17 protein-coding genes are annotated in these 18,137 nt (G+C 60.5%); 4 read left to right on the top strand and 13 right to left on the bottom strand.

Going from position 1 to position 18,137, the window contains the following annotated elements:
• Window positions 1–4: 4 nt before the first annotated feature.
• A complete protein-coding gene (gene ctaD / locus CXQ82_RS00385) occupies window positions 5–1,591 on the bottom strand; it encodes a cytochrome c oxidase subunit I (RefSeq protein WP_016969522.1) in 1,587 nt (528 codons plus the stop codon).
• Between the two features lie 58 nt (window positions 1,592–1,649).
• A complete protein-coding gene (gene coxB, locus CXQ82_RS00380; RefSeq protein WP_101265127.1) occupies window positions 1,650–2,777 on the bottom strand; it encodes a cytochrome c oxidase subunit II in 1,128 nt (375 codons plus the stop codon).
• A gap of 367 nt (window positions 2,778–3,144) precedes the next feature.
• On the opposite strand from coxB, the gene CXQ82_RS00375 reads away from it, so the two are divergent.
• The gene (locus CXQ82_RS00375) at window positions 3,145–3,792 is read left to right on the top strand and encodes a hypothetical protein (RefSeq protein ID WP_101265125.1); all 648 of its coding nucleotides are present in this window, start codon (window positions 3,145–3,147) and stop codon (window positions 3,790–3,792) included.
• 160 nt (window positions 3,793–3,952) lie between these two features.
• Here the strand turns inward: CXQ82_RS00375 and CXQ82_RS00370 are convergent, their stop codons facing one another.
• From CXQ82_RS00370 to prlC, 8 genes are all read right to left on the bottom strand, one after another.
• The gene (locus CXQ82_RS00370; protein WP_101265123.1) at window positions 3,953–5,500 is read right to left on the bottom strand and encodes a SulP family inorganic anion transporter; all 1,548 of its coding nucleotides are present in this window, start codon (window positions 5,498–5,500) and stop codon (window positions 3,953–3,955) included.
• Window positions 5,501–5,585: 85 nt separating this feature from the next.
• A complete protein-coding gene (locus tag CXQ82_RS00365) occupies window positions 5,586–6,317 on the bottom strand; it encodes a carbonic anhydrase (protein WP_101265121.1) in 732 nt (243 codons plus the stop codon).
• A gap of 226 nt (window positions 6,318–6,543) precedes the next feature.
• Window positions 6,544–7,602, bottom strand: coding sequence for a PA0069 family radical SAM protein (locus tag CXQ82_RS00360; RefSeq protein ID WP_101265119.1), 1,059 nt, complete (start codon window positions 7,600–7,602; stop codon window positions 6,544–6,546).
• A gap of 70 nt (window positions 7,603–7,672) precedes the next feature.
• On the bottom strand, window positions 7,673–8,971 hold the full coding sequence (locus tag CXQ82_RS00355; RefSeq protein ID WP_101265117.1) for a cytochrome c: 1,299 nt from the start codon (window positions 8,969–8,971) through the stop codon (window positions 7,673–7,675).
• Window positions 8,972–8,983: 12 nt separating this feature from the next.
• A complete protein-coding gene (locus CXQ82_RS00350) occupies window positions 8,984–10,768 on the bottom strand; it encodes a GMC family oxidoreductase (RefSeq protein WP_101265115.1) in 1,785 nt (594 codons plus the stop codon).
• Between the two features lie 2 nt (window positions 10,769–10,770).
• Window positions 10,771–11,523, bottom strand: coding sequence for a gluconate 2-dehydrogenase subunit 3 family protein (locus CXQ82_RS00345; protein WP_101265113.1), 753 nt, complete (start codon window positions 11,521–11,523; stop codon window positions 10,771–10,773).
• 260 nt (window positions 11,524–11,783) lie between these two features.
• The gene (locus tag CXQ82_RS00340; RefSeq protein ID WP_017528719.1) at window positions 11,784–12,059 is read right to left on the bottom strand and encodes a YheV family putative zinc ribbon protein; all 276 of its coding nucleotides are present in this window, start codon (window positions 12,057–12,059) and stop codon (window positions 11,784–11,786) included.
• A complete protein-coding gene (prlC, locus tag CXQ82_RS00335) occupies window positions 12,056–14,107 on the bottom strand; it encodes an oligopeptidase A (protein ID WP_101265111.1) in 2,052 nt (683 codons plus the stop codon). Before prlC ends, CXQ82_RS00340 begins: the two co-directional genes overlap by 4 nt.
• A 101-nt stretch (window positions 14,108–14,208) precedes the next feature.
• Here prlC and CXQ82_RS00330 point away from each other — a divergent pair, with 101 nt between their 5' ends.
• Entirely contained in the window at window positions 14,209–14,751 is a 543-nt protein-coding gene (locus CXQ82_RS00330) for a gamma carbonic anhydrase family protein (protein ID WP_101265109.1), read from the top strand.
• Window positions 14,748–15,407 (top strand): HAD family hydrolase, encoded by a 660-nt coding sequence (locus CXQ82_RS00325; RefSeq protein ID WP_101265107.1) that lies wholly within the window; start codon window positions 14,748–14,750, stop codon window positions 15,405–15,407. Before CXQ82_RS00330 ends, CXQ82_RS00325 begins: the two co-directional genes overlap by 4 nt.
• Window positions 15,408–15,521: 114 nt before the next feature.
• Here the strand turns inward: CXQ82_RS00325 and CXQ82_RS00320 are convergent, their stop codons facing one another.
• Entirely contained in the window at window positions 15,522–16,565 is a 1,044-nt protein-coding gene (locus tag CXQ82_RS00320; protein WP_101265105.1) for an aminopeptidase, read from the bottom strand.
• Window positions 16,566–16,697: 132 nt separating this feature from the next.
• Here CXQ82_RS00320 and CXQ82_RS00315 point away from each other — a divergent pair, with 132 nt between their 5' ends.
• Window positions 16,698–17,120, top strand: coding sequence for a hypothetical protein (locus tag CXQ82_RS00315; protein WP_101265103.1), 423 nt, complete (start codon window positions 16,698–16,700; stop codon window positions 17,118–17,120).
• Here the strand turns inward: CXQ82_RS00315 and CXQ82_RS00310 are convergent, their stop codons facing one another.
• Both CXQ82_RS00310 and CXQ82_RS00305 read right to left on the bottom strand, forming a co-directional pair.
• Complete coding sequence (locus CXQ82_RS00310) at window positions 17,121–17,360, bottom strand: DUF1161 domain-containing protein (RefSeq protein WP_101265101.1); 240 nt, start codon at window positions 17,358–17,360, stop codon at window positions 17,121–17,123. It abuts the gene before it with no gap.
• A 211-nt stretch (window positions 17,361–17,571) separates the two neighbouring features.
• Entirely contained in the window at window positions 17,572–18,003 is a 432-nt protein-coding gene (locus CXQ82_RS00305) for an OsmC family protein (RefSeq protein ID WP_101265099.1), read from the bottom strand.
• Between the last annotated feature and the right edge of the window lie 134 nt (window positions 18,004–18,137).

Below are 18,137 nucleotides of genomic sequence, written 5' to 3'. Positions count from 1 at the left end.
GTATTCACTTGACCTCCGGCGGCGTCGTGAAGGTGTGGTACGGCGCGGGCGAGGGGATGCTCCACTCCAGCCCTTCGGCGCCATCCCACGGTTTGGCCGGCGCGGGCGGGCCGCCACGGATGCACTTGATGACGATGAACAGGAAGAAGATCTGCGTGGCGCCGAACATGAAGGCGCCAATCGAGGACACCATGTTGAAGTCGGCAAACTGCAGGTTGTAGTCCGGCACCCGGCGCGGCATGCCGGCCAGCCCGACGAAGTGCATGGGGAAGAACGCCATGTTCATGCCGACGAAAGACAGCCAGAAGTGCAGCTTGCCCAGGGTTTCGTCGTACATGTGGCCGGTCCATTTCGGCAGCCAGTAGTAGGCCGAGGCGAAGATGCCAAAGATCGCACCCGGCACCAGTACGTAATGGAAGTGCGCCACCACAAAGTAGGTGTCGTGGTACTGGAAGTCTGCCGGGGCAATCGCCAGCATCAGCCCGGAGAACCCGCCGATGGTAAACAAAATCACGAAGGCCACCGCAAACAGCATCGGCGTCTCGAAGGTCAGCGAGCCTTGCCACATGGTGCTGACCCAGTTGAACACCTTCACCCCCGTCGGCACGGCGATCAGCAGGGTGGCGTACATGAAGAACAACTCGCCCACCAACGGGATACCCACCACAAACATGTGGTGCGCCCACACGATAAACGACAGGAACGCGATGCTCGCCGTGGCGTACACCATCGAGGTGTAGCCGAACAGCGGCTTGCGCGAAAAGGTCGGGATGATCGAGCTGACGGCACCGAAGGCCGGCAGGATCATGATGTACACCTCGGGGTGGCCGAAGAACCAGAACACGTGCTGGAACAGCACCGGGTCACCGCCGCCGGCCGCGCTGAAGAAGCTGGTACCGAAGTGGATGTCCATCAGCATCATGGTCACGCAACCGGCCAGCACCGGCATCACCGCGATCAGCAGGAACGCGGTGATCAGCCAGGTCCAGACGAACAGCGGCATTTTCATCAGGGTCATGCCCGGTGCGCGCAGGTTGAGGATGGTGGCGACCACATTGATCGCGCCCATGATCGAACTGATGCCCATCAGGTGGATGGCAAAGATGAAAAACGTCACGCTTTCCGGCGCGTAGGTGGTGGAAAGCGGGGCGTAGAAGGTCCAGCCGAAATTCGGCCCACCGCCGGGGGTGAACAGGGTCGACACCAGCAGCAGGAACGCCGCCGGCAACAGCCAGAAACTGAAGTTGTTCATGCGCGGCAGGGCCATGTCCGGCGCGCCGATCATCAGCGGGATCATCCAGTTGGCCAGGCCGACAAACGCCGGCATCACCGCGCCGAAGACCATGATCAGGCCATGCATGGTGGTCATCTGGTTGAAGAATGCCGGCTCGACGATCTGCAGGCCGGGCTGGAACAACTCAGCGCGAATGACCATGGCGAACGAGCCACCAAGCAGGAACATGGTGAAGGCGAACCACAGGTACATGGTGCCGATGTCTTTGTGGTTGGTGGTCAGCACCCAGCGCATCAAACCCTTGGCGGGGCCGTGGGCATGGTCGGCGTGACCATGGTCATCGATCACAGTGCTCATGGCCGTTCTCCTGCAAGCGAGTGGGCGGGGCGGTTCGGGGCAAACGCAATCAGGGCTGTCATTTGCTTTCCGCCTGTTTGATGGCCAGCACGTCTTTTGGCGTGACCATGTCGCCTTTGTTGTTGCCCCAGGCATTGCGTTCGTAGGTCACGACCGCAGCGATATCGACTTCCGAGAGCTGCTTGCCGAAGGCTGCCATCGCCGTACCCGGCTTGCCGTGATAGACCAGGCTCAGGTGGCCTTCCTTGGGCCCCGTGGCAATTTTTGAGCCCTTGAGCGCCGGGAACATCGGCGGCAGCCCCTGGCCTTCGGCCTGGTGACAGGCCACGCAGGTGGTGTGGTAGACCTTGTCGCCGCGTGCCACCAGCTCTTCCAGCGTCCACTCTTTGGAGGTCAGCTCCTTGAGCTTGGCAGCTTCCTCCTTGCGCTCGCCGAGCCAGGTGTCGTAATCGGCCTTGGACTTGACCTCGACCACAATCGGCATGAAACCGTGGTCCTTGCCGCACAATTCGGCGCACTGGCCACGGTAGATGCCGGGCTTCTCGATACGGGTCCAGGCCTCGTTGACGAAGCCGGGGATGGCGTCACGCTTGACCGCAAACGCCGGCACCCACCAGGAGTGGATCACGTCAGCGGCGGTCACCAGGAAACGCACCTTGGCCCCCACCGGCAGCACCAGCGGCTGGTCGACTTCCAGCAGGTAATGCTCGCCTTTGGTGGCCTGGTTGTGGATCTGCTCGGCGGGCGTGGCCAGGTTGCTGAAGAACTCCACGTCCTGGCCCAGGTATTTGTAATGCCACTTCCACTGATAGCCGGTGACCTGGATATCGATATCCGATTCACTGCTGTCGTAGATATTGATCAGGGTCTTGGTCGCCGGGATGGCCATCGCAATGAGGATCAGCAAGGGCACCACGGTCCAGAGGATTTCCACGGTGGTGCTCTCGTGGAACTTGGCCGCGACCTGGCCCGTGGACCGGCGGTGGACGATCATCGACCAGAACATCGCGCCAAACACGACAATGCCGATCACCACACAGATCCAGAAAATGGTCATGTGCAGGTCGAACACAGCGTGACTGACTTCAGTCGCCCCTGGCGCCATATTCGTTGTCCAGGCGGCGTGCGCCTGGCCGAATACTGACCACAACAGTAGGCCCATCCAAACGTGTGGATGTCGCGTCATTGCGGGTTCCCCTTATCGTTCTTGTTATCCCGCCGGTTTGCACCTGCGTCGAAGGGAGCGGCTTCCATACTGCTTACAACCGCTTAGCCTTGCCTGCTTATGCAGTCTGGCGTCATCAGCTAATCGCGTACAAACCCGAGTATAGACTCGCTCTGCAACCCCGCAATGTGTAGGGGTAAATGAGTGAAAATGACCGGCCGGGGCCAATAAATACGGGAGCGGAATCGTTTATCCGACGAACGATGGCAATTCGATATAACGCGGGCGCATAACCATGAAATAATTATGACAAATGCGTCTGAGGCGCTCGTATAAACGAGCTACCTTATGCTCTCCCTATTCCTACGCCTGCATCACTGGAGCCTTCATGAACACCGCCGCATTGCGCGAGCAGATTTCCCGTGCCCATCAACACGAAGCCAGCACTGGCCAGCTTGCCCTGCAACTGGAAAAACAATTGCCGCACCTGCATTCGGCCATCTCCCTGGCTGACGGTGATCGCAACATTGTCATGACCCGTTTTGTGACCGCCTACATCGACCTCGTCCCGGACTTGCTGGACGCCGCCAACGACGTGGCCCGCGAAGCCGGGATCGAAAGCCAGATCAAGCCGGTACTGAAAATCGCCGAGCATTTCTTCCTGCAGCCGCCAGCGATCCTGGCCGGCCATGAGGGGCTCGACGGGCTGCTGGACGAGGCTTACCTGGCTCATCGTCTGGTGGAAGAAGTAAACGATTTGTATATCAAGCATTTCGGCCAGCCGTTGATTCCGGCGGATACCACCGTGGCCAACCTGATCGCCCATCAACTGATCGGCGAAACCTTCGCCAACCAGTTGGATGAAGCCGTGCACTTGGCGGTGGATGAGATGCTTAACGAAGACAGCTTTGCGCTGGAGTCGGTCGAGACCTACCGCGAACAGCTCAAGAGCCCGAGCACGGAAGCAGCGTGGAAGCGCTGGCCGTGCTTGTCGCGGCAATTGGGGGTTGAGTTGGCGCTGGATCAGCCGGCTTAAATCTTACGGCCAATAAAGATCAAATGTGGGAGGGGCGGTGCGACGATTCGACTTGCTCGCGAATGTGGTGGCTCAGTCAGTTATTCAGTGACTGATACTCCGCATTCGCGAGCAAGTCGAATCGTCGCACCGCCCCTCCCACATTTTTCATCCGGTTTCGTCAGGTAGTAGATGGCGCCGAACCTATCCCCGTCGTCGTACGAATCCGCCCTTCCAACCGTCGCTTCAACCCACGCGCCTCGATCATCAGCTTCGAGCCCTTCGCCGCATTCGCCCGTCCCCATTCCTCCAGCAACTCCAGGCAGGAATGGTCGATGTAACTCAAGTTGCTGAGCGGCACGTGCAAGGTCGTCCCCGCGGGCACCGTCGACAGCACCTGGGTCAGTGCCGGTACTTTCAAAAAGGTCGCCGCACCGGTCAAACGCAGCTCCATCTCGCCGTCCTGGGGCAGGTCGATCAGGCTGACCTTCAACCGCGACGCCTTGAACGCCAGCTTCACCAACGTGAGTCCAAAGCCAACCAACACGCCGGTAAGCAGGTCGGTAAAGATGATCGCCAGCGCCGTCGCCGCATAGGTGAACATCGGCATCCGCCCATAGCGCGCCAACCCTCGGAACGCCTTGAGGTCCACCAGCTTGATGCCGGTATACACCAGCACGCCCGCCAGGCTCGCCACCGGAATGCTTTGCAGCACGCTCGACAGCAACAGCACAAACGCCAGCAGCCACAGGCCATGGAACATCGCCGACAAGCGGGTGGTAGCGCCGGCCTGCACGTTGGCCGAGCTGCGCACGATCACGCCGGTCATCGGCAGGGCGCCAACCAGGCCGCAGAGCATGTTGCCCACACCCTGGGCAGACAATTCCTTGTCGAAATCAGAGCGCTGGCCGCTGTGCATGCGGTCGACCGCAGCGGCAGAGAGCAGGGTTTCGGCGCTGGCGATAAACGCCACGGCGAAAGCGGCGATCAACAATTGCGGATCGGCCAGGTTCAGCAGGTCGCTGGGGCGCAGCCAGTCGATGGCGTCAGCCAGGTTTTCCGGGACTTCCACGCGCTTGACCTGCAACGCCAGCACCAGGCTGGTCACCGTTGCAAGGCCCACACCGAGCAGGGCGCCCGGGACGAACCGTAGTGATTGCGGGCGCAATTTATCCCACAGGTACATCACCAGCATCGTCGAAAGCCCGAGCAAACCTGCCTGCCAGCCGAGGCCGCCGCCCAAGGCAGGAATCGCCTCGGCCAACGCCGCCGGGAAGCCCGCCAGGTTATCCAGCCCCGATGGCTTGGGCGTACTGTCGAGCATCACGTGGACCTGCGACAACACAATCAACACGCCGATGCCCGCCAACATGCCGTACACCACCGCCGGCGCCGTAACGCGGAACCAGCAACCCAGGCGCAGGCGCCCGGCTACCAATTGCAGAAAGCCCGCCAGCAGCAGGATCGGCCCCAGCATCAGCATGCCGTGCTGGCGCACCAGTTCGAATACCAACACCGCCAGGCCCGCCGCCGGGCCACTGACCTGCAGCGGCGACCCCGCCAGCCAACCCACTACCAGGCCGCCGATGATGCCGGTGATCAGGCCCTTCGCCGGCGGCATGCCGGACGCAATCGCGATGCCCATGCACAAGGGCAGGGCAACCAGAAACACAACCACGGAGGCCAGCAGCTCCCGTGGCAATACAGCTTTCAATTGAGCAGCACGCATGATGACTCTCCCGAGGCATTCGCCGGGCGCGGCAAAGCCTGGCTGCATCCATGGCAGCCACCGCTTTACCCGGCAGGGAAGTGTTTTAGAAGCGCGCTTTAGGCGTCGCGCAAGGGATCGGCCCGTCGCCGCCCAGCGGTCGGAACGCCGCCTGGTCCGCATCGTAAGCGCGGATTTCGCTGGTCTCGATGTTGTAGATCCAGCCATGGATAAACAACTGACCATTAGCCATGCGCGAAGCCACGGAAGGGTGGGTACGCAAATGCTGCAACTGGGCGATGACGTTTTCTTCGGTCAGCACCTTCATGCTTTCGCCTTCATTGGCGCAGTCGCAGTTGTCCTCGACCATGGACTTGGCGACCTCAGCATGCCGCAGCCAGGCCCGGACCGTCGGCATCTTTTCCAGACTCTGAGGGTTGAGTACCGCGCGCATGGCGCCGCAATCGGAATGCCCGCACACGATGATGTGCTGCACGCCCAGGGCGAGCACCGCGTATTCGATAGCCGTGGAAACACCGCCGTTCATCTGGCCGTAGGGCGGCACTACGTTACCGACGTTACGGGTCACGAACAGGTCGCCAGGCGAGCTTTGGGTAATCAGCTCCGGCACAATGCGCGAGTCGGCGCAGGTAATGAACATCGCCCGTGGGCTCTGGGCCGTGGCGAGTTTCTTGAAGAGTTCTTCCTGCTGAGGGAAGACGTCGTGATGGAAATGCAAAAAGCCGTCAACGATATGCTTTAGCGCTGCATCGGCGGACTCCGCCACTTGAGGGGCGGAAGCCGACGCAGCCAACGGCTGTTTATCCTTGTCACTCATGATTCATCCTCTTGATTAATGCAGGGGAGTATTCAGGTCAGTTCGATACCCGGCCATTGGAATAGTTTTAAAAGTCCAAAAAAGCAGGCTTCGACTCATCAGTCACTCGCTGAACAAGGTAACCGCCGAAACTTAACTCAAACTGAATGAACCGCTCTAGATCGCGGGTTTCAGTGATATCAAAACGCGACTATTCCTATAGGAAAGATGCGCTCTCCCCGTAAGTCTACAACAAAGCCATCTGCCTGCCCGGTGGGCAGAATGCCGTGCAATCCAGGTTGAACCCCTCCCTGCGGTTGAGCCCCAGGCGCTTGATCGCCTTGCTGAAGCGCTGCGCCAGCAAATCGGCAAACGGCCCTTCGCCACGCATGCGCACGCCGAAACGGCTGTCGTACACCTCGCCACCTCGTACCTGGCGTACCAGGCTCATCACATGCGCTGCGCGCTGCGGGTAATGCGCGGCCAGCCACTCCTCGAACAACGGTGCCACCTCCAGCGGCAGGCGCAACATCATGTAGGCCGCGCTTTGCGCACCGGCGGCATGGGCTTCGGTAAGCAGGCTCTCGAGCTCGCTGTCGTTGATCATCGGGATCATCGGCGAACACAGCACACCCACCGGAATCCCGGCCTCGCGCATCACCCGAATCGCCCTCAACCGCGCTTTGGGCGCTGCCGTACGCGGCTCGAGGATACGCTTGAGTTCGTCGTCCAGGCTGGTGAGGCTGATCATCACCGCCACCAGACGCTGCCGGGCCAGTTCGGTGAGCAGGTCGAGATCTCGCAGGATCAACGAGCCCTTAGTAATGATGGTCACCGGGTGCCGGTAGCGCAGCAGCACTTCAAGGGTTTGCCGAGTGATCCGATACTCGCGCTCGATGGGCTGGTACGGGTCGGTATTGGAGCCCAAGTTGATCGGCGCGCACACGTAACCCGGCTTCGACAGCTGTTGCTCCAGCACATCGGCGGCGTTGGTCTTGGCGATCAGCTTGGTTTCAAAATCCAGCCCCGGCGACATGTCCCAATAGGCATGGCTGGGCCGCGCATAGCAGTAGATGCAGCCATGCTCGCAACCGCGATAGGGGTTTATCGAGCGATCAAACGGCAAGTCCGGCGAGTTGTTGCGGGTAATGATGCTCTTGGCCGTTTCAATACGCACTTCGGTGCCCTGGGTCGGCGGCACTTCCTGGAACCAACCGTCGTCCTCGGCCACGCTGACGGTAGGCGCAAAACGGTTGTGCAGGTTGGTGGCCGTGCCCCGGCCACGGGGCGGCAGAGGTGTAGACATGAAAACGCCCCTATACTGTTTTTATATACAGTATAGGGGCATCGTCTTTATGACCAGTGCCGTTTAGCGGTCAGTGCTTTTGCGTGACTTGCCCCAGGTCGTCGCCGGAGGTGGTGCGCATATCACTCTTGCGCAGGTCCGCCACGTCACTGGCTTTGACTGGCGCGCCTTTATTACCCCAACTGCCGCGCACAAAACTGACCACGTCCGCCACTTCCTGGTCCGACAGGCGCCAGGCAAACGCCGGCATGGTGAAGGTCGACGGCGCCGTATGAGTGGCCGGCAAGGTGCCACCGTTCAACACGATATTGATCAACGACGTGGCATCCGCCGTCTGCAACACCGGGTTACCGGCCAGCGCCGGGAACACCCGCGTGTAACCATGGCCGTCGGTACGGTGGCAGGCCGCGCAGTTGTCGATATACACGGATGCACCCGGCTTGCTGTCATCGCCTTTCCACAGCGCCTCGGCCACTTGCTTGTCGTACTGGTGCGGCTGGTCCTTGGGATCGACAGCCGGCAGGCTCTTGAGGTAGCGGGCGATCGCCGTCAGGTCGTCTTGCGACATGTACTGCATGCTGTGGACGACCACATCGCTCATGCCGCCAAACACCGCGCTGCGGTCACTGCGGCCGGTCTTGAGGAATTGCACCAGTTGTTCCTCGCTCCAGCTGCCGAGGCCGTCCTTGTGGTCGCCACGCAGGCTTTTCGCGATCCAGCCTTCCAGTGGCGCGCTGCCGGACAGGAACGCATTGCCATCGGTGGCGCTCAGGGCTTTTTCCTGCATGGTCAGGGCCCGTGGCGTGTGGCAGGCGCCGCAGTGGCCAAGGCCTTCAACCAGGTAAGCGCCCCGGCTGATGACCGGGTCGGCGTCTGCCGCCGCCTGGTCATCGGCCACCTCAGGGGCAAACATCCAACGCCACGCCGCCAGCGGCCAACGCATGCTCAAGGGCCAGGGAATATCGCTGGCTTTATTCTCCTGGGCGACCGGCTCCACGCCTTTCATGAAGTAGGCATACAGCGCGCGCATATCGCTTTCGCTGACACGTGCGTAAGACGGGTAGGGCATCGCTGGGTAAAGCGTACTACCGCTCTTGGCGACGCCATGGCGCACGGCCTTGTCGAAGTCTTCAAAGCTGTAGTCGCCCAGTCCAGTCTTGTCCGGGGTGATGTTGGTGGAGTAGATCACGCCGATCGGGGTTTCCATCGGCAGGCCGCCAGCAAACGGCTTGCCGCCCTTGCTGGTGTGGCAGGCCACACAGTCACCGGCGCGGGCCAGGTACTCGCCCTGCTTGATCAAGTCGGTTTCGGCGGCGCTCACCGAACAACTGCTGAACAGCGCCAGGGAGGCGATAACAAGTGCTTTCATGGTCATCGCTCCTTATGCCTGAACCAGCGGGCCGGGGTTTTTCAGGTACTGCTCGCGGATCGCGCGGGCCGACCAATAGGTCAGCGCCGCCACCAGGCCGGTAGGGTTGTAACCCAAACCTTGTGGGAATGCGGACGCGCCCGGGACAAACACGTTGTGTACATCCCAGCACTGCAAGTAGCGGTTCAAGGCGCTGGTTTTCGGGTCGGTACCCATGATCGCGCCACCATTGAGGTGAGTGGTCTGGTAGGACGCGGTGTTGAAGTGCTCACCGACCTTTTTGCCGAGCACGGCAATGGCCTTGGGGTTCATCGCTTCGGCGACCTTGCCCATTTTCTCGACCATGAAGCGGTTCATCTTGATGTCGTTTTCCTGCCAGTCGAACGTCATGCGCAGCAGCGGCAGGCCGTAGGAGTCACGGTACACCGGGTCCAGATCCAGGTAGTTGCCCCGGTAGGATTGATGGGCGCCGTGGGCGTCCATCGACACCTGGTGAGTGTAGTAATCGGCGGTGGCGCGCTTCCAGGCACTGCCCCAGGCCGGCGTGCCAGGCGGGTTGGACGTACCGGCAATCGGTCGACTGCCGGCCTGGTTGACCCACATCGGCGAGCCGCCCACAAAGCCATGCGGCCCGTGGTCGAAGTTGTCGGCGTTGAAGTCATCCATCGCCACGCCATTGCCGCCGGCACCGATAAAGTTGTTGGTGTGGGTGTCCTTGTCGAAGAACGCCTTGATGGTCGCCATGTTCTGGTAGGCGAAGTTCCTGCCGACCACGCCCTCATTGGTAATCGGGTCGTAGGGCTTGCCGATGCCCGACAACAGCATCAGCCGCACGTTGTGGAACTGGAACGCGCCGAGGATTACCAGGTCCGCCGGTTGCTCGCATTCGCGGCCCTGGGCGTCGACGTAGGTCACGCCGGTGGCCTTGCTCTTGGTGCTGTCGAGGTTGACCTTGAGCACATGGGAATTGGCCCGCAGCTCAAAATTCGGCACCTGGCGCAGGGCCGGCAGGATGTTTACGTTCGGCGAGGCCTTGGAGTACATGTAGCAAACATAGCCGCTGCAAAAACCGCAGAAATTGCACGGGCCCATCTGCGCGCCGTAGGGGTTGGTGTACGGCCCCGAAGTATTGGCCGAGGGCAGGTTGTAGGGTTTGTAACCCACACTGGCCGCCGCTTTCTGAAACAACTGTGCGGAGACGGTATTCTTCTGCGCCTCCAACGGGAACGGGTTGGAACGGTCTGGCGCGTACGGGTTACCGCCGCGGCCCTCACCCACCAATTGCCCCTTCACCGTCCAGGCCTGGCCGGAGGTGCCGAAGACTTTTTCCGCGTAGTCGAAAAACGGCTCCAGTTCTTCGTAACTGACGCCGAAGTCCTGGATGGTCATGTCTTTGGGAATAAAGTTTTTGCCGTAGCGCTCTTCGTAGTGGCTGCGCATGCGCAACTCGATGGGGTCGACACGAAAATGCACGCCCGACCAGTGCAGGCCGGCGCCACCTACGCCGTTACCCGGCAAGAAAGCACCGAGCTGACGGTTCGGCAGAGCAACGTCATTCACACTGTGGCGAATCGTCACCGTTTCCTTGGAAATGTCCTGGAAGAGTTTTTTACGCACGCTGTAGGTCAGTTCATCGATGACCTGGGGATAGTTGCCGTCCGGGTAAGTGTCCTGCATCGGGCCGCGCTCCAGCGCTACCACGTTGAGGCCTGCTTCCGTCAGCTCCTTGGCCATGATGGCGCCAGTCCAGCCGAAGCCAACGATCACTGCGTCGACTTTTTTCATGATGGTGGCCACGTTTATGCCCTCTCGCCGCGAATGGAAACAGCCGGGAAGGGGTATTGCTCGTTGCGTTCCACCCAATCCATAAAGTCGGCGCGAGCGCCGGGGAAGCCGATCATGGTCCAGCCGACCATGCCTTTATTGCCGCCGTGGATCGGGTCGCAAAAGAACCCTTCCTTGGTGTTTTGCAGCAACAGGTTGAAGAATATCTTGGCTGGCACCGCCTCGAAATGCGCCGCCACTTCACTGCCGCCAGCTTCCAGACGGTGCAACATATCGTCTCGGGTAGCGCTGTCTTGCGCAGCAAAAACTTTACCGTTGAACGCCTTCGACCAGGCATCCGTAGCAGCAATGCCCAGACGATAGATTTCTTTGGGCACCAATTTGCTCTGCCAGCCCATCTCCGGCGCGGCGTCGGCATTGAACGGGCCTTGCATGAACCACAGGGCGCCACTGGCGTACGGCGTGTTCATCTGACGGTCGATGTATTCCGGCACGCCGGCTTCCAGCGCACCGGGGCCTTGCGCGTCGGCGGGAATCAGGCGCTCGACGGCGGCGTTGATAAACGCCCATTCCTCGGCCGTGAAATAGGTGGGCTCATAGGCTTTGTCGCTCACCGCAGGCTTGGCTGACGCGGCTTGGGCAGGCTCTGGCGTCGCCATGAGCATTGAGCCACCAAGGCCGGTACTGGCAACCGTGACCACCGGGATCAAGGTCAAGGATTTGCGCAAAAAGTCACGCCGGGGGTTGTCTTGATCTTGATCAGACATGGGTGCACCTCATCATGTGGTCACGGGTTTGTTCGGCCGCTTCTTGGGAGCAGCTCATGTATTTTTGGCAATCAATGGTTACAAATGATAGCAGGCTAAGGATGTAGAGAATGGATTCAGCGACCTAAGTCGAATAAACGCAGGCAAAAAAATGTGGGAGGGGGCTTGCTCCCGATAGCGCTGGGTCAGCCAATTAGAGGCTGACTGACCTTGTGCTATCGGGAGCAAGCCCCCTCCCACATTGGGTGTGCGTAGAGCTGTTAGTCTTTTTTCAGCTTCGGATTCGGGAAGAACTGCACCGCCTGCACCTTGGGGTCCGCCGGCGCTTTTAACGCCGAGGTGTTCACCCGGGTGCCCAGTTCCTTCGGTACCGACAAACCTTGGTCATTCAACGTATCGGTATACCCGCAGGCCACGCATTCGCGGTGCGGCACGCTGTCCTCGGTCCACATTTTCAGCTTGTCCGGCTCGCTGCACGCCGGGCATACCGCCCCGGCGATGAATTGCTTTTTGGTGATCACAGGCCCTTCACTCATGCTGCCGCGTCCTCACTCAGGCCGCTGTGGCGCAAGAGTGCGTCAATCGTTGGCGCACGTCCGCGGAAATCGACGAACAGCACCATCGGCGCCTGTGAACCGCCACGGGCCAGGATCGCCTCACGGAACGCGCGGCCGGTCTCGGCATTGAGCACGCCGTCTTCTTCAAATTTGGAGAAGGCATCCGCCGACAGCACTTCAGCCCACTTGTAGCTGTAGTAACCCGCCGCGTATCCGCCGGCGAAGATGTGCGCAAAGCTGTTGGGGAAGCGGTTGTAGGCCGGCGGACGCATCACCGAGACCTCGTCACGCACACCCTCGAGCACCTGCGCCACGCTGCGGCCATCGCCGTGGGTGGCATGCATTTCGAAGTCGAACAACGAGAATTCCAGTTGGCGGACCATCATCAGGCCGGACTGGAAGTTCTTCGCCGCGAGCATTTTCTCCAGCAGGTCCTGAGGCAGCGGCTCACCGGTTTCGTAGTGGCCGGAGATCAGCGCCAGGCCTTCCGGCTCCCAGCACCAGTTCTCCATGAACTGGCTCGGCAACTCCACCGCATCCCAGGCCACGCCATTGATGCCGGACACGCCGGCGTGTTCAACGCGGGTCAGCAGGTGGTGCAGGCCGTGGCCGAATTCGTGGAACAGCGTAGTCACTTCATCGTGGGTCAGCAGCGCAGGCTTGCCGCTGTCGGCCGGGGTGAAGTTGCACACCAGGTTGGCTACCGGGCTTTGCAGCACGCCGTCGACGGTGCGACGACGGTCGCGCGCGCCGTCCATCCAGGCGCCGCCACGCTTGTTGGCGCGGGCGTACAGGTCGAAGAAGAAGCGGCCTACGTGCTGGCCGTTTTCCTTGATCTCGAACAGGCGCACGTCCGGGTGCCAGGTGTCGAAGCCTTTTTGCTCGGCGATTTCGATGCCGTACAGGCGCTGAACGATGGCGAACAGGCCGCCGAGCACCTTGTCGATCGGGAAGTAGGCGCGCAGCGCTTCCTGAGACACGCTGTAACGCTGCTCGCGGAGTTTTTCGCCGTAGAAACCGCTGTCCCAGCTTTGCAGGTCGGCGCAGCCTTGCTCGGCGGCGTAAGCCTTGAGCTGTTGCAGGTCTTGAGCGGCGAACGGCTTGCTGCGCTTGGCCAGGTCGCGCAGGAAGCTCAGCACCTGGTCACTGGACTCGGCCATTTTGGTGGCCAGGCTCAGTTCCGAGAAGGACGCGAAACCCAGCAATTGCGCCAATTCCTGACGCAAGTCGAGGATCTGTTCCATCACCGGGCCGTTATCGTTCTGACCGGCATTCGGGCCTTGGTCCGACGCACGGGTGCAGTAGGCCGCGTAAATCTCCTCACGCAGGGCGCGGTCCTGGGCGTAGGTCATTACCGCGTAGTAGCTGGGGAATTCCAGGGTGATCAGCCAGCCCTCGAGGCCCTTGGCCTGCGCAGCGGCCGCCATTTGCGCCTTGGCCGAGTCGGTCAGGCCGGCGAGGGTTGCCTCGTCGGTGACGTGCTTGGTCCAGGCCTGGGTGGCGTCCAGCAATTGGTTGGAAAACTTGCTGCCCAGCTCGGAGAGTTTGCTTTGTACTTCCGCGTAACGCTTTTGCTGCTCAGGCGGCAGATCGATACCCGACAGGCGGAAGTCGCGCAGCGAATGTTCCAGTATGGTTTTCTGCGCCACGTCAAAGCCGGCGGCTTCCGGGCTGTTGGCCAAGGCCTCGAACGCCTGGAACAGGGCGCGGTTCTGGCCCATCTCGGTGGAGTAGGCGCTCAATGCTGGCAGGCAGCCTTCGTAGGCTTCACGCAATTCGGCGCTGTTGCACACGGCATTCAGATGGCTGACCGGGCTCCAGGCGGCGCCCAGGCGATCATTCAGCTCGTCCATGGCCAGTACCAGCCCGGCCCATGTCGGATTTTTACCCTGGCTTTGCAGGATGCCTTCGATGGCCACGCGGTTATCGGCGAGGATCTGTTCGATGGCCGGCTGTACGTGCTCGGCACGGATCGCCGAGAACGGCGGCAGGTCGTAGGACTGCAGAAGAGGGTTGTTCGCGCTCACGGTTGGCACCTTGGCTGAAGAAACTGATAAGACAAAGATGGGGCCATCTTAATTACAATCAACACCCACCGCAGCTATCAGCAGATAAGAGAGAGGCTATCGTGACCCTTCGCACCTATCAGAACCACACGCCAACCCTGGGCGCCGGGGCTTTTGTCGATATTTCGGCGGTGGTGATCGGCGATGTCGAAATCGGCACCGACAGCTCGGTCTGGCCGCTGACGGTGATTCGCGGCGACATGCACCGCATCCGCATCGGCGCGCGCACCAGCATCCAGGATGGCTGCGTGCTGCATATCACCCACGCCGGGCCGTTCAACCCGGATGGCTTCCCCCTGCTGATCGGCGACGACGTGACCATCGCCCACAAGGTCATGCTGCATGGCTGCACGGTGGGCAGTCGCATCCTGATCGGCATGGGCAGCATTGTGATGGATGGCGCGCAGGTAGAAGACGACGTGATCATTGGCGCCGGTAGCCTGGTACCGCCAGGCAAGAAACTCGAAAGCGGCTTTTTGTACGTGGGCAGCCCGGTTAAACAAATCCGCGCGCTGACTGACAAGGAACGCGCCTTTTTCACCTACAGCGCCGCGAACTACGTAAAGCTCAAAGACCTGCACCTGGCCGAAGGATTCGATCAATGACCCTGAACTACCAAACCGTCCTGTTCGACCTGGATGGCACCCTCACCGACCCGCGCGAGGGCATTACCCGTTCGATCCAGTACGCCCTCGCCAAGCTGGGCATCGACGAGCCGGACCTGACCAGGCTCGAGCACTTCATCGGCCCACCGTTGCTGCAAGCCTTCATGCAGTTCTACGACTTCGACGAGGCCAAGGCCTGGGAGGCGGTGAATTTCTACCGCGAGCGTTTCAAGGTCACCGGGCTGTACGAAAACCGCGTGTTCGACGGCGTGATGCCGTTGCTGGAAGACCTCAGCAGCCAGGGCCGCCAGTTGTACGTCGCCACCTCCAAGCCCTGGGTGTTTGCCCGCGAAATCGCCCGGCATTTCGATTTTGCCAAGCACTTCAAGGTGATCTACGGCAGCGAACTGGATGGGACGCGTACCAACAAGGTGGAGCTGATTGCTCACTTGATGAACGAAGAAGGCCTGGACCCGGCCACTACCTTGATGATTGGTGACCGCAAGCACGACCTGATCGGGGCGCGCAGCAATGGGATTGATGCAGCGGCGGTGGGGTATGGGTTTGGCAGTTTTGAGGAGTTGAATGCCGAGGCGCCTACCTGGCATTTTGAGACGTTGGATGAGATGCACCAGGCGTTCTTGCAGCGGCCTTAAGTCCGCCATCGGGGGCAAGTCGAGTCGTCGTACCGCCCCTCACACACTTGCCCGCGCGCGCGGTCAAAAAGTGGGAGGGGCGGTGCGACGATTCGACTTGCCCCCGATGAGGGCCTAAAGGACAGTACCTTCCAACCGCCTCAACGCCGCCTTCCGCTGCTCCACCGGCAACCCACCCAGCTTCTCCACCGCCGCATAAAACCTCACCCAATCCCCACCTTCGCGCCGAAACAACGCCGCAAACGCCGGCACCCATTGGTCATACAGCCCAAACGGCAACAACCGCGCGTTGTTCATCGGCTGGTTGATCCAGGCGTCATAACGTTTATCGCCCGCCCATTGAGTGTCGCGCAGTTGCCGGTACTCGCTGCGCAAACGCTCAAACTCCGCCGCTTTAGCCTGGCGCATGATCTCGGCAGACAGAGGCTGCGCATACAGTTTTTCCAAACGTGTTCGGGTATCGAGAACCAGTTGGGTAAATTGATCACGCTGCTGTAACGCCGCATTGCTGAGCGGCGCCAAACCCCGCGCAGCACGCCATTGGCGCGTGCCTTCCTGCTCGACAAAGTTGGCGTAGGACTCGTTGAACTCAGTGTCGTCCTTCACATAGAAACGCTGGTGCGCCAGCTCATGGAAGATCAGCGTGGCCAGGCGCTCATCGCCCCAGTTCATCATCGAATTCATGATCGGGTCGTTAAACCATCCCAAGGTGGAATAGGCCTCGACCCCGCCGATCGACACATCCATGCCCTGTTGCTTCAACACCGCCGCCTCACCCCGCGCGGCACCCTGGCTGTAATACCCTCGATAGGCCACGCAACCGGCGATGGGGAAGCAATGAGTTTCAGGCGATAGGGAAAATTCCTGCGTGGCGAATAGATTCCAGACCACGTACGGCCGACCGATGTCGGCGTACAGCCGGTAACTCTGGTTGTCGGGCAGGTGCAGATGTTCGCTGGCGAAGGCGCGGGCTTTCTGTGATTGCGCCAGGTGTTCACGCAATGCCTGTGGGCGGGTCGGGTCAGCGATCACCTCGGCCACCGGCTCCCGAGCCCGCAGCAATTGCCACTGGCCGCCCGCCAATTGGCTGTAGTAACTGATGCTGGAGCAGCCACTGAGCAGCACAAACACCCACACCGCAAGAAAACGCCTGATCATGCCCCAACCGCTCCTGGGTGATTTGTTCGCCAGACTAGCCTGCCTACACGGAATTTTTCCATGGCATAGCGTGTTTATACTGACAGGGGCCAGTAATCCGGCTCACATCCTTCCTACCGTCGAGTGCCTGCCATGCGTCAGCTTATGCTTCCCGTCGCCGCCCTGTTTCTCAGCGCCTGTGCGTCGGCTCCGATTCCACCGGCCGACCCGCAACAGGCCTGGGTCGACTTCACGACCCCGACACCGGGCTCCAAACTGGTGATGGCGCAGCGTCTGGACGGCAGGAACCTGGACGACGGCCGCTACTTCCAGTTCCCGCCAGGCGCCCATGAGCTCATGGTTCGTTTTGACTTTGAAGTGCCTGCCGGCGGTGGCCTCGGCGGCCTAAGTCAAATGATGTACCGCACGTGCTTTATGACCTTGCAGTACGACCACTTTCAGGCCGGCCAGCGCTATGTGCTGGAAGGCCGCTCGCTGGCCTTCACGCCCAATATTCGGTTGTATGACTCGGCGCGTCAGTTGCTGGCCGAAGAACGCAGCGTGAACTGCATCTGATCAGTCGCTGTTCTTCTGGTAGATGATCGCCTTGGTGCCGTTCTCACAGCTACCGACGACCATGGCTACGTCGTGCTTGTCGGCTTCTTCCTTGCTGACGATCTCCAGGGTGTAGGACGGCACCGCGTTAGCCTGGATCTTGACCTCAATTTCCTTCCTGAGCTCTTCGCAGTCTTTTGGCGCGGCCACGGCCGAAGTGGCCAACACACCGCAGATGATCGCCAAGGCAAAACGTTTCATGTGTGAAGCTCCCTGAATGCATGCGCACGAGTGTGCGCCTAGGCTGCAATGGCTATTCGACCACAGTTTGTAAACGCAGGTTCTGATTTAACGCAAAACCCAATGTGGGAGGGGGCTTGCTCCCGATAGCGGTGGGTCAGCCCATGAAGATATCGACTAATCCACCGCCATCGGGGGCAAGCCCCCTCCCACATTGCACTTGCTGCGTCGGTTAGTTAACGAGCGTGGCATCCAGGCTGATTTTCGCATTCAGTACCTTGGACACCGGGCACCCTTCCTTGGCTTTTTTGCTCAGATCTTCGAACTGTGCCTGGCTTGCGCCTGGAATCTTGGCCTTGAGGATCAGGTGCACAGCAGTAATCGCAAAGCCGCCATCCACCTGGTCCAGCGTCACTTCTGCCTGGGTGTCGATGCTGTCGGCCTTGAGCCCGGCATCGCCAAGAATCATGGAAAACGCCATGGAGAAACAGCCGGCGTGGGCCGCGCCGATCAATTCTTCAGGGTTAGTACCCTTGCCGCCTTCGAAACGGGCCTTGAAGCCGTAGGGCGCTTCGCGCAATACGCCGGTTTCCGTGGAGATGGAACCCAGGCCGGTCTTCAGGTCACCTTCCCAATGCGCGGATGCTTTTTTAACGATACTCATAGCGGTCTCCTCGAACGGTGGTTTTGCGTCAGTAAGGGTTCTGAGGATAGACGCCCCGCCAAAGTTCATCTTGTCGGAGAAACCTAGCGTTCCAGTAGGAAATTTTCAGGCTACCTATTGAATCTCGGGTATAT

Origin of the sequence: Pseudomonas sp. S09G 359, assembly GCF_002843605.1 — a bacterium.
Taxonomy (GTDB): domain Bacteria; phylum Pseudomonadota; class Gammaproteobacteria; order Pseudomonadales; family Pseudomonadaceae; genus Aquipseudomonas.
This window is presented reverse-complemented; position numbering and strand designations above follow the sequence as displayed.

Excerpts from the sequence above, each read along its gene's own strand:
- ctaD (WP_016969522.1), bottom strand. The coding sequence starts at position 1,591 with ATGAGCACTGTGATCGATGACCATGGTCACGCCGACCATGCCCACGGC.
- coxB (WP_101265127.1), bottom strand. The coding sequence starts at position 2,777 with ATGACGCGACATCCACACGTTTGGATGGGCCTACTGTTGTGGTCAGTA.
- CXQ82_RS00375 (WP_101265125.1), top strand. The coding sequence starts at position 3,145 with ATGAACACCGCCGCATTGCGCGAGCAGATTTCCCGTGCCCATCAACAC.
- CXQ82_RS00370 (WP_101265123.1), bottom strand. The coding sequence starts at position 5,500 with ATGCGTGCTGCTCAATTGAAAGCTGTATTGCCACGGGAGCTGCTGGCC.
- CXQ82_RS00365 (WP_101265121.1), bottom strand. The coding sequence starts at position 6,317 with ATGAGTGACAAGGATAAACAGCCGTTGGCTGCGTCGGCTTCCGCCCCT.
- CXQ82_RS00360 (WP_101265119.1), bottom strand. The coding sequence starts at position 7,602 with ATGTCTACACCTCTGCCGCCCCGTGGCCGGGGCACGGCCACCAACCTG.
- CXQ82_RS00355 (WP_101265117.1), bottom strand. The coding sequence starts at position 8,971 with ATGAAAGCACTTGTTATCGCCTCCCTGGCGCTGTTCAGCAGTTGTTCG.
- CXQ82_RS00345 (WP_101265113.1), bottom strand. The coding sequence starts at position 11,523 with ATGTCTGATCAAGATCAAGACAACCCCCGGCGTGACTTTTTGCGCAAA.
- CXQ82_RS00340 (WP_017528719.1), bottom strand. The coding sequence starts at position 12,059 with ATGAGTGAAGGGCCTGTGATCACCAAAAAGCAATTCATCGCCGGGGCG.
- CXQ82_RS00325 (WP_101265107.1), top strand. The coding sequence starts at position 14,748 with ATGACCCTGAACTACCAAACCGTCCTGTTCGACCTGGATGGCACCCTC.
- CXQ82_RS00320 (WP_101265105.1), bottom strand. The coding sequence starts at position 16,565 with ATGATCAGGCGTTTTCTTGCGGTGTGGGTGTTTGTGCTGCTCAGTGGC.
- CXQ82_RS00315 (WP_101265103.1), top strand. The coding sequence starts at position 16,698 with ATGCGTCAGCTTATGCTTCCCGTCGCCGCCCTGTTTCTCAGCGCCTGT.
- CXQ82_RS00310 (WP_101265101.1), bottom strand. The coding sequence starts at position 17,360 with ATGAAACGTTTTGCCTTGGCGATCATCTGCGGTGTGTTGGCCACTTCG.
- CXQ82_RS00305 (WP_101265099.1), bottom strand. The coding sequence starts at position 18,003 with ATGAGTATCGTTAAAAAAGCATCCGCGCATTGGGAAGGTGACCTGAAG.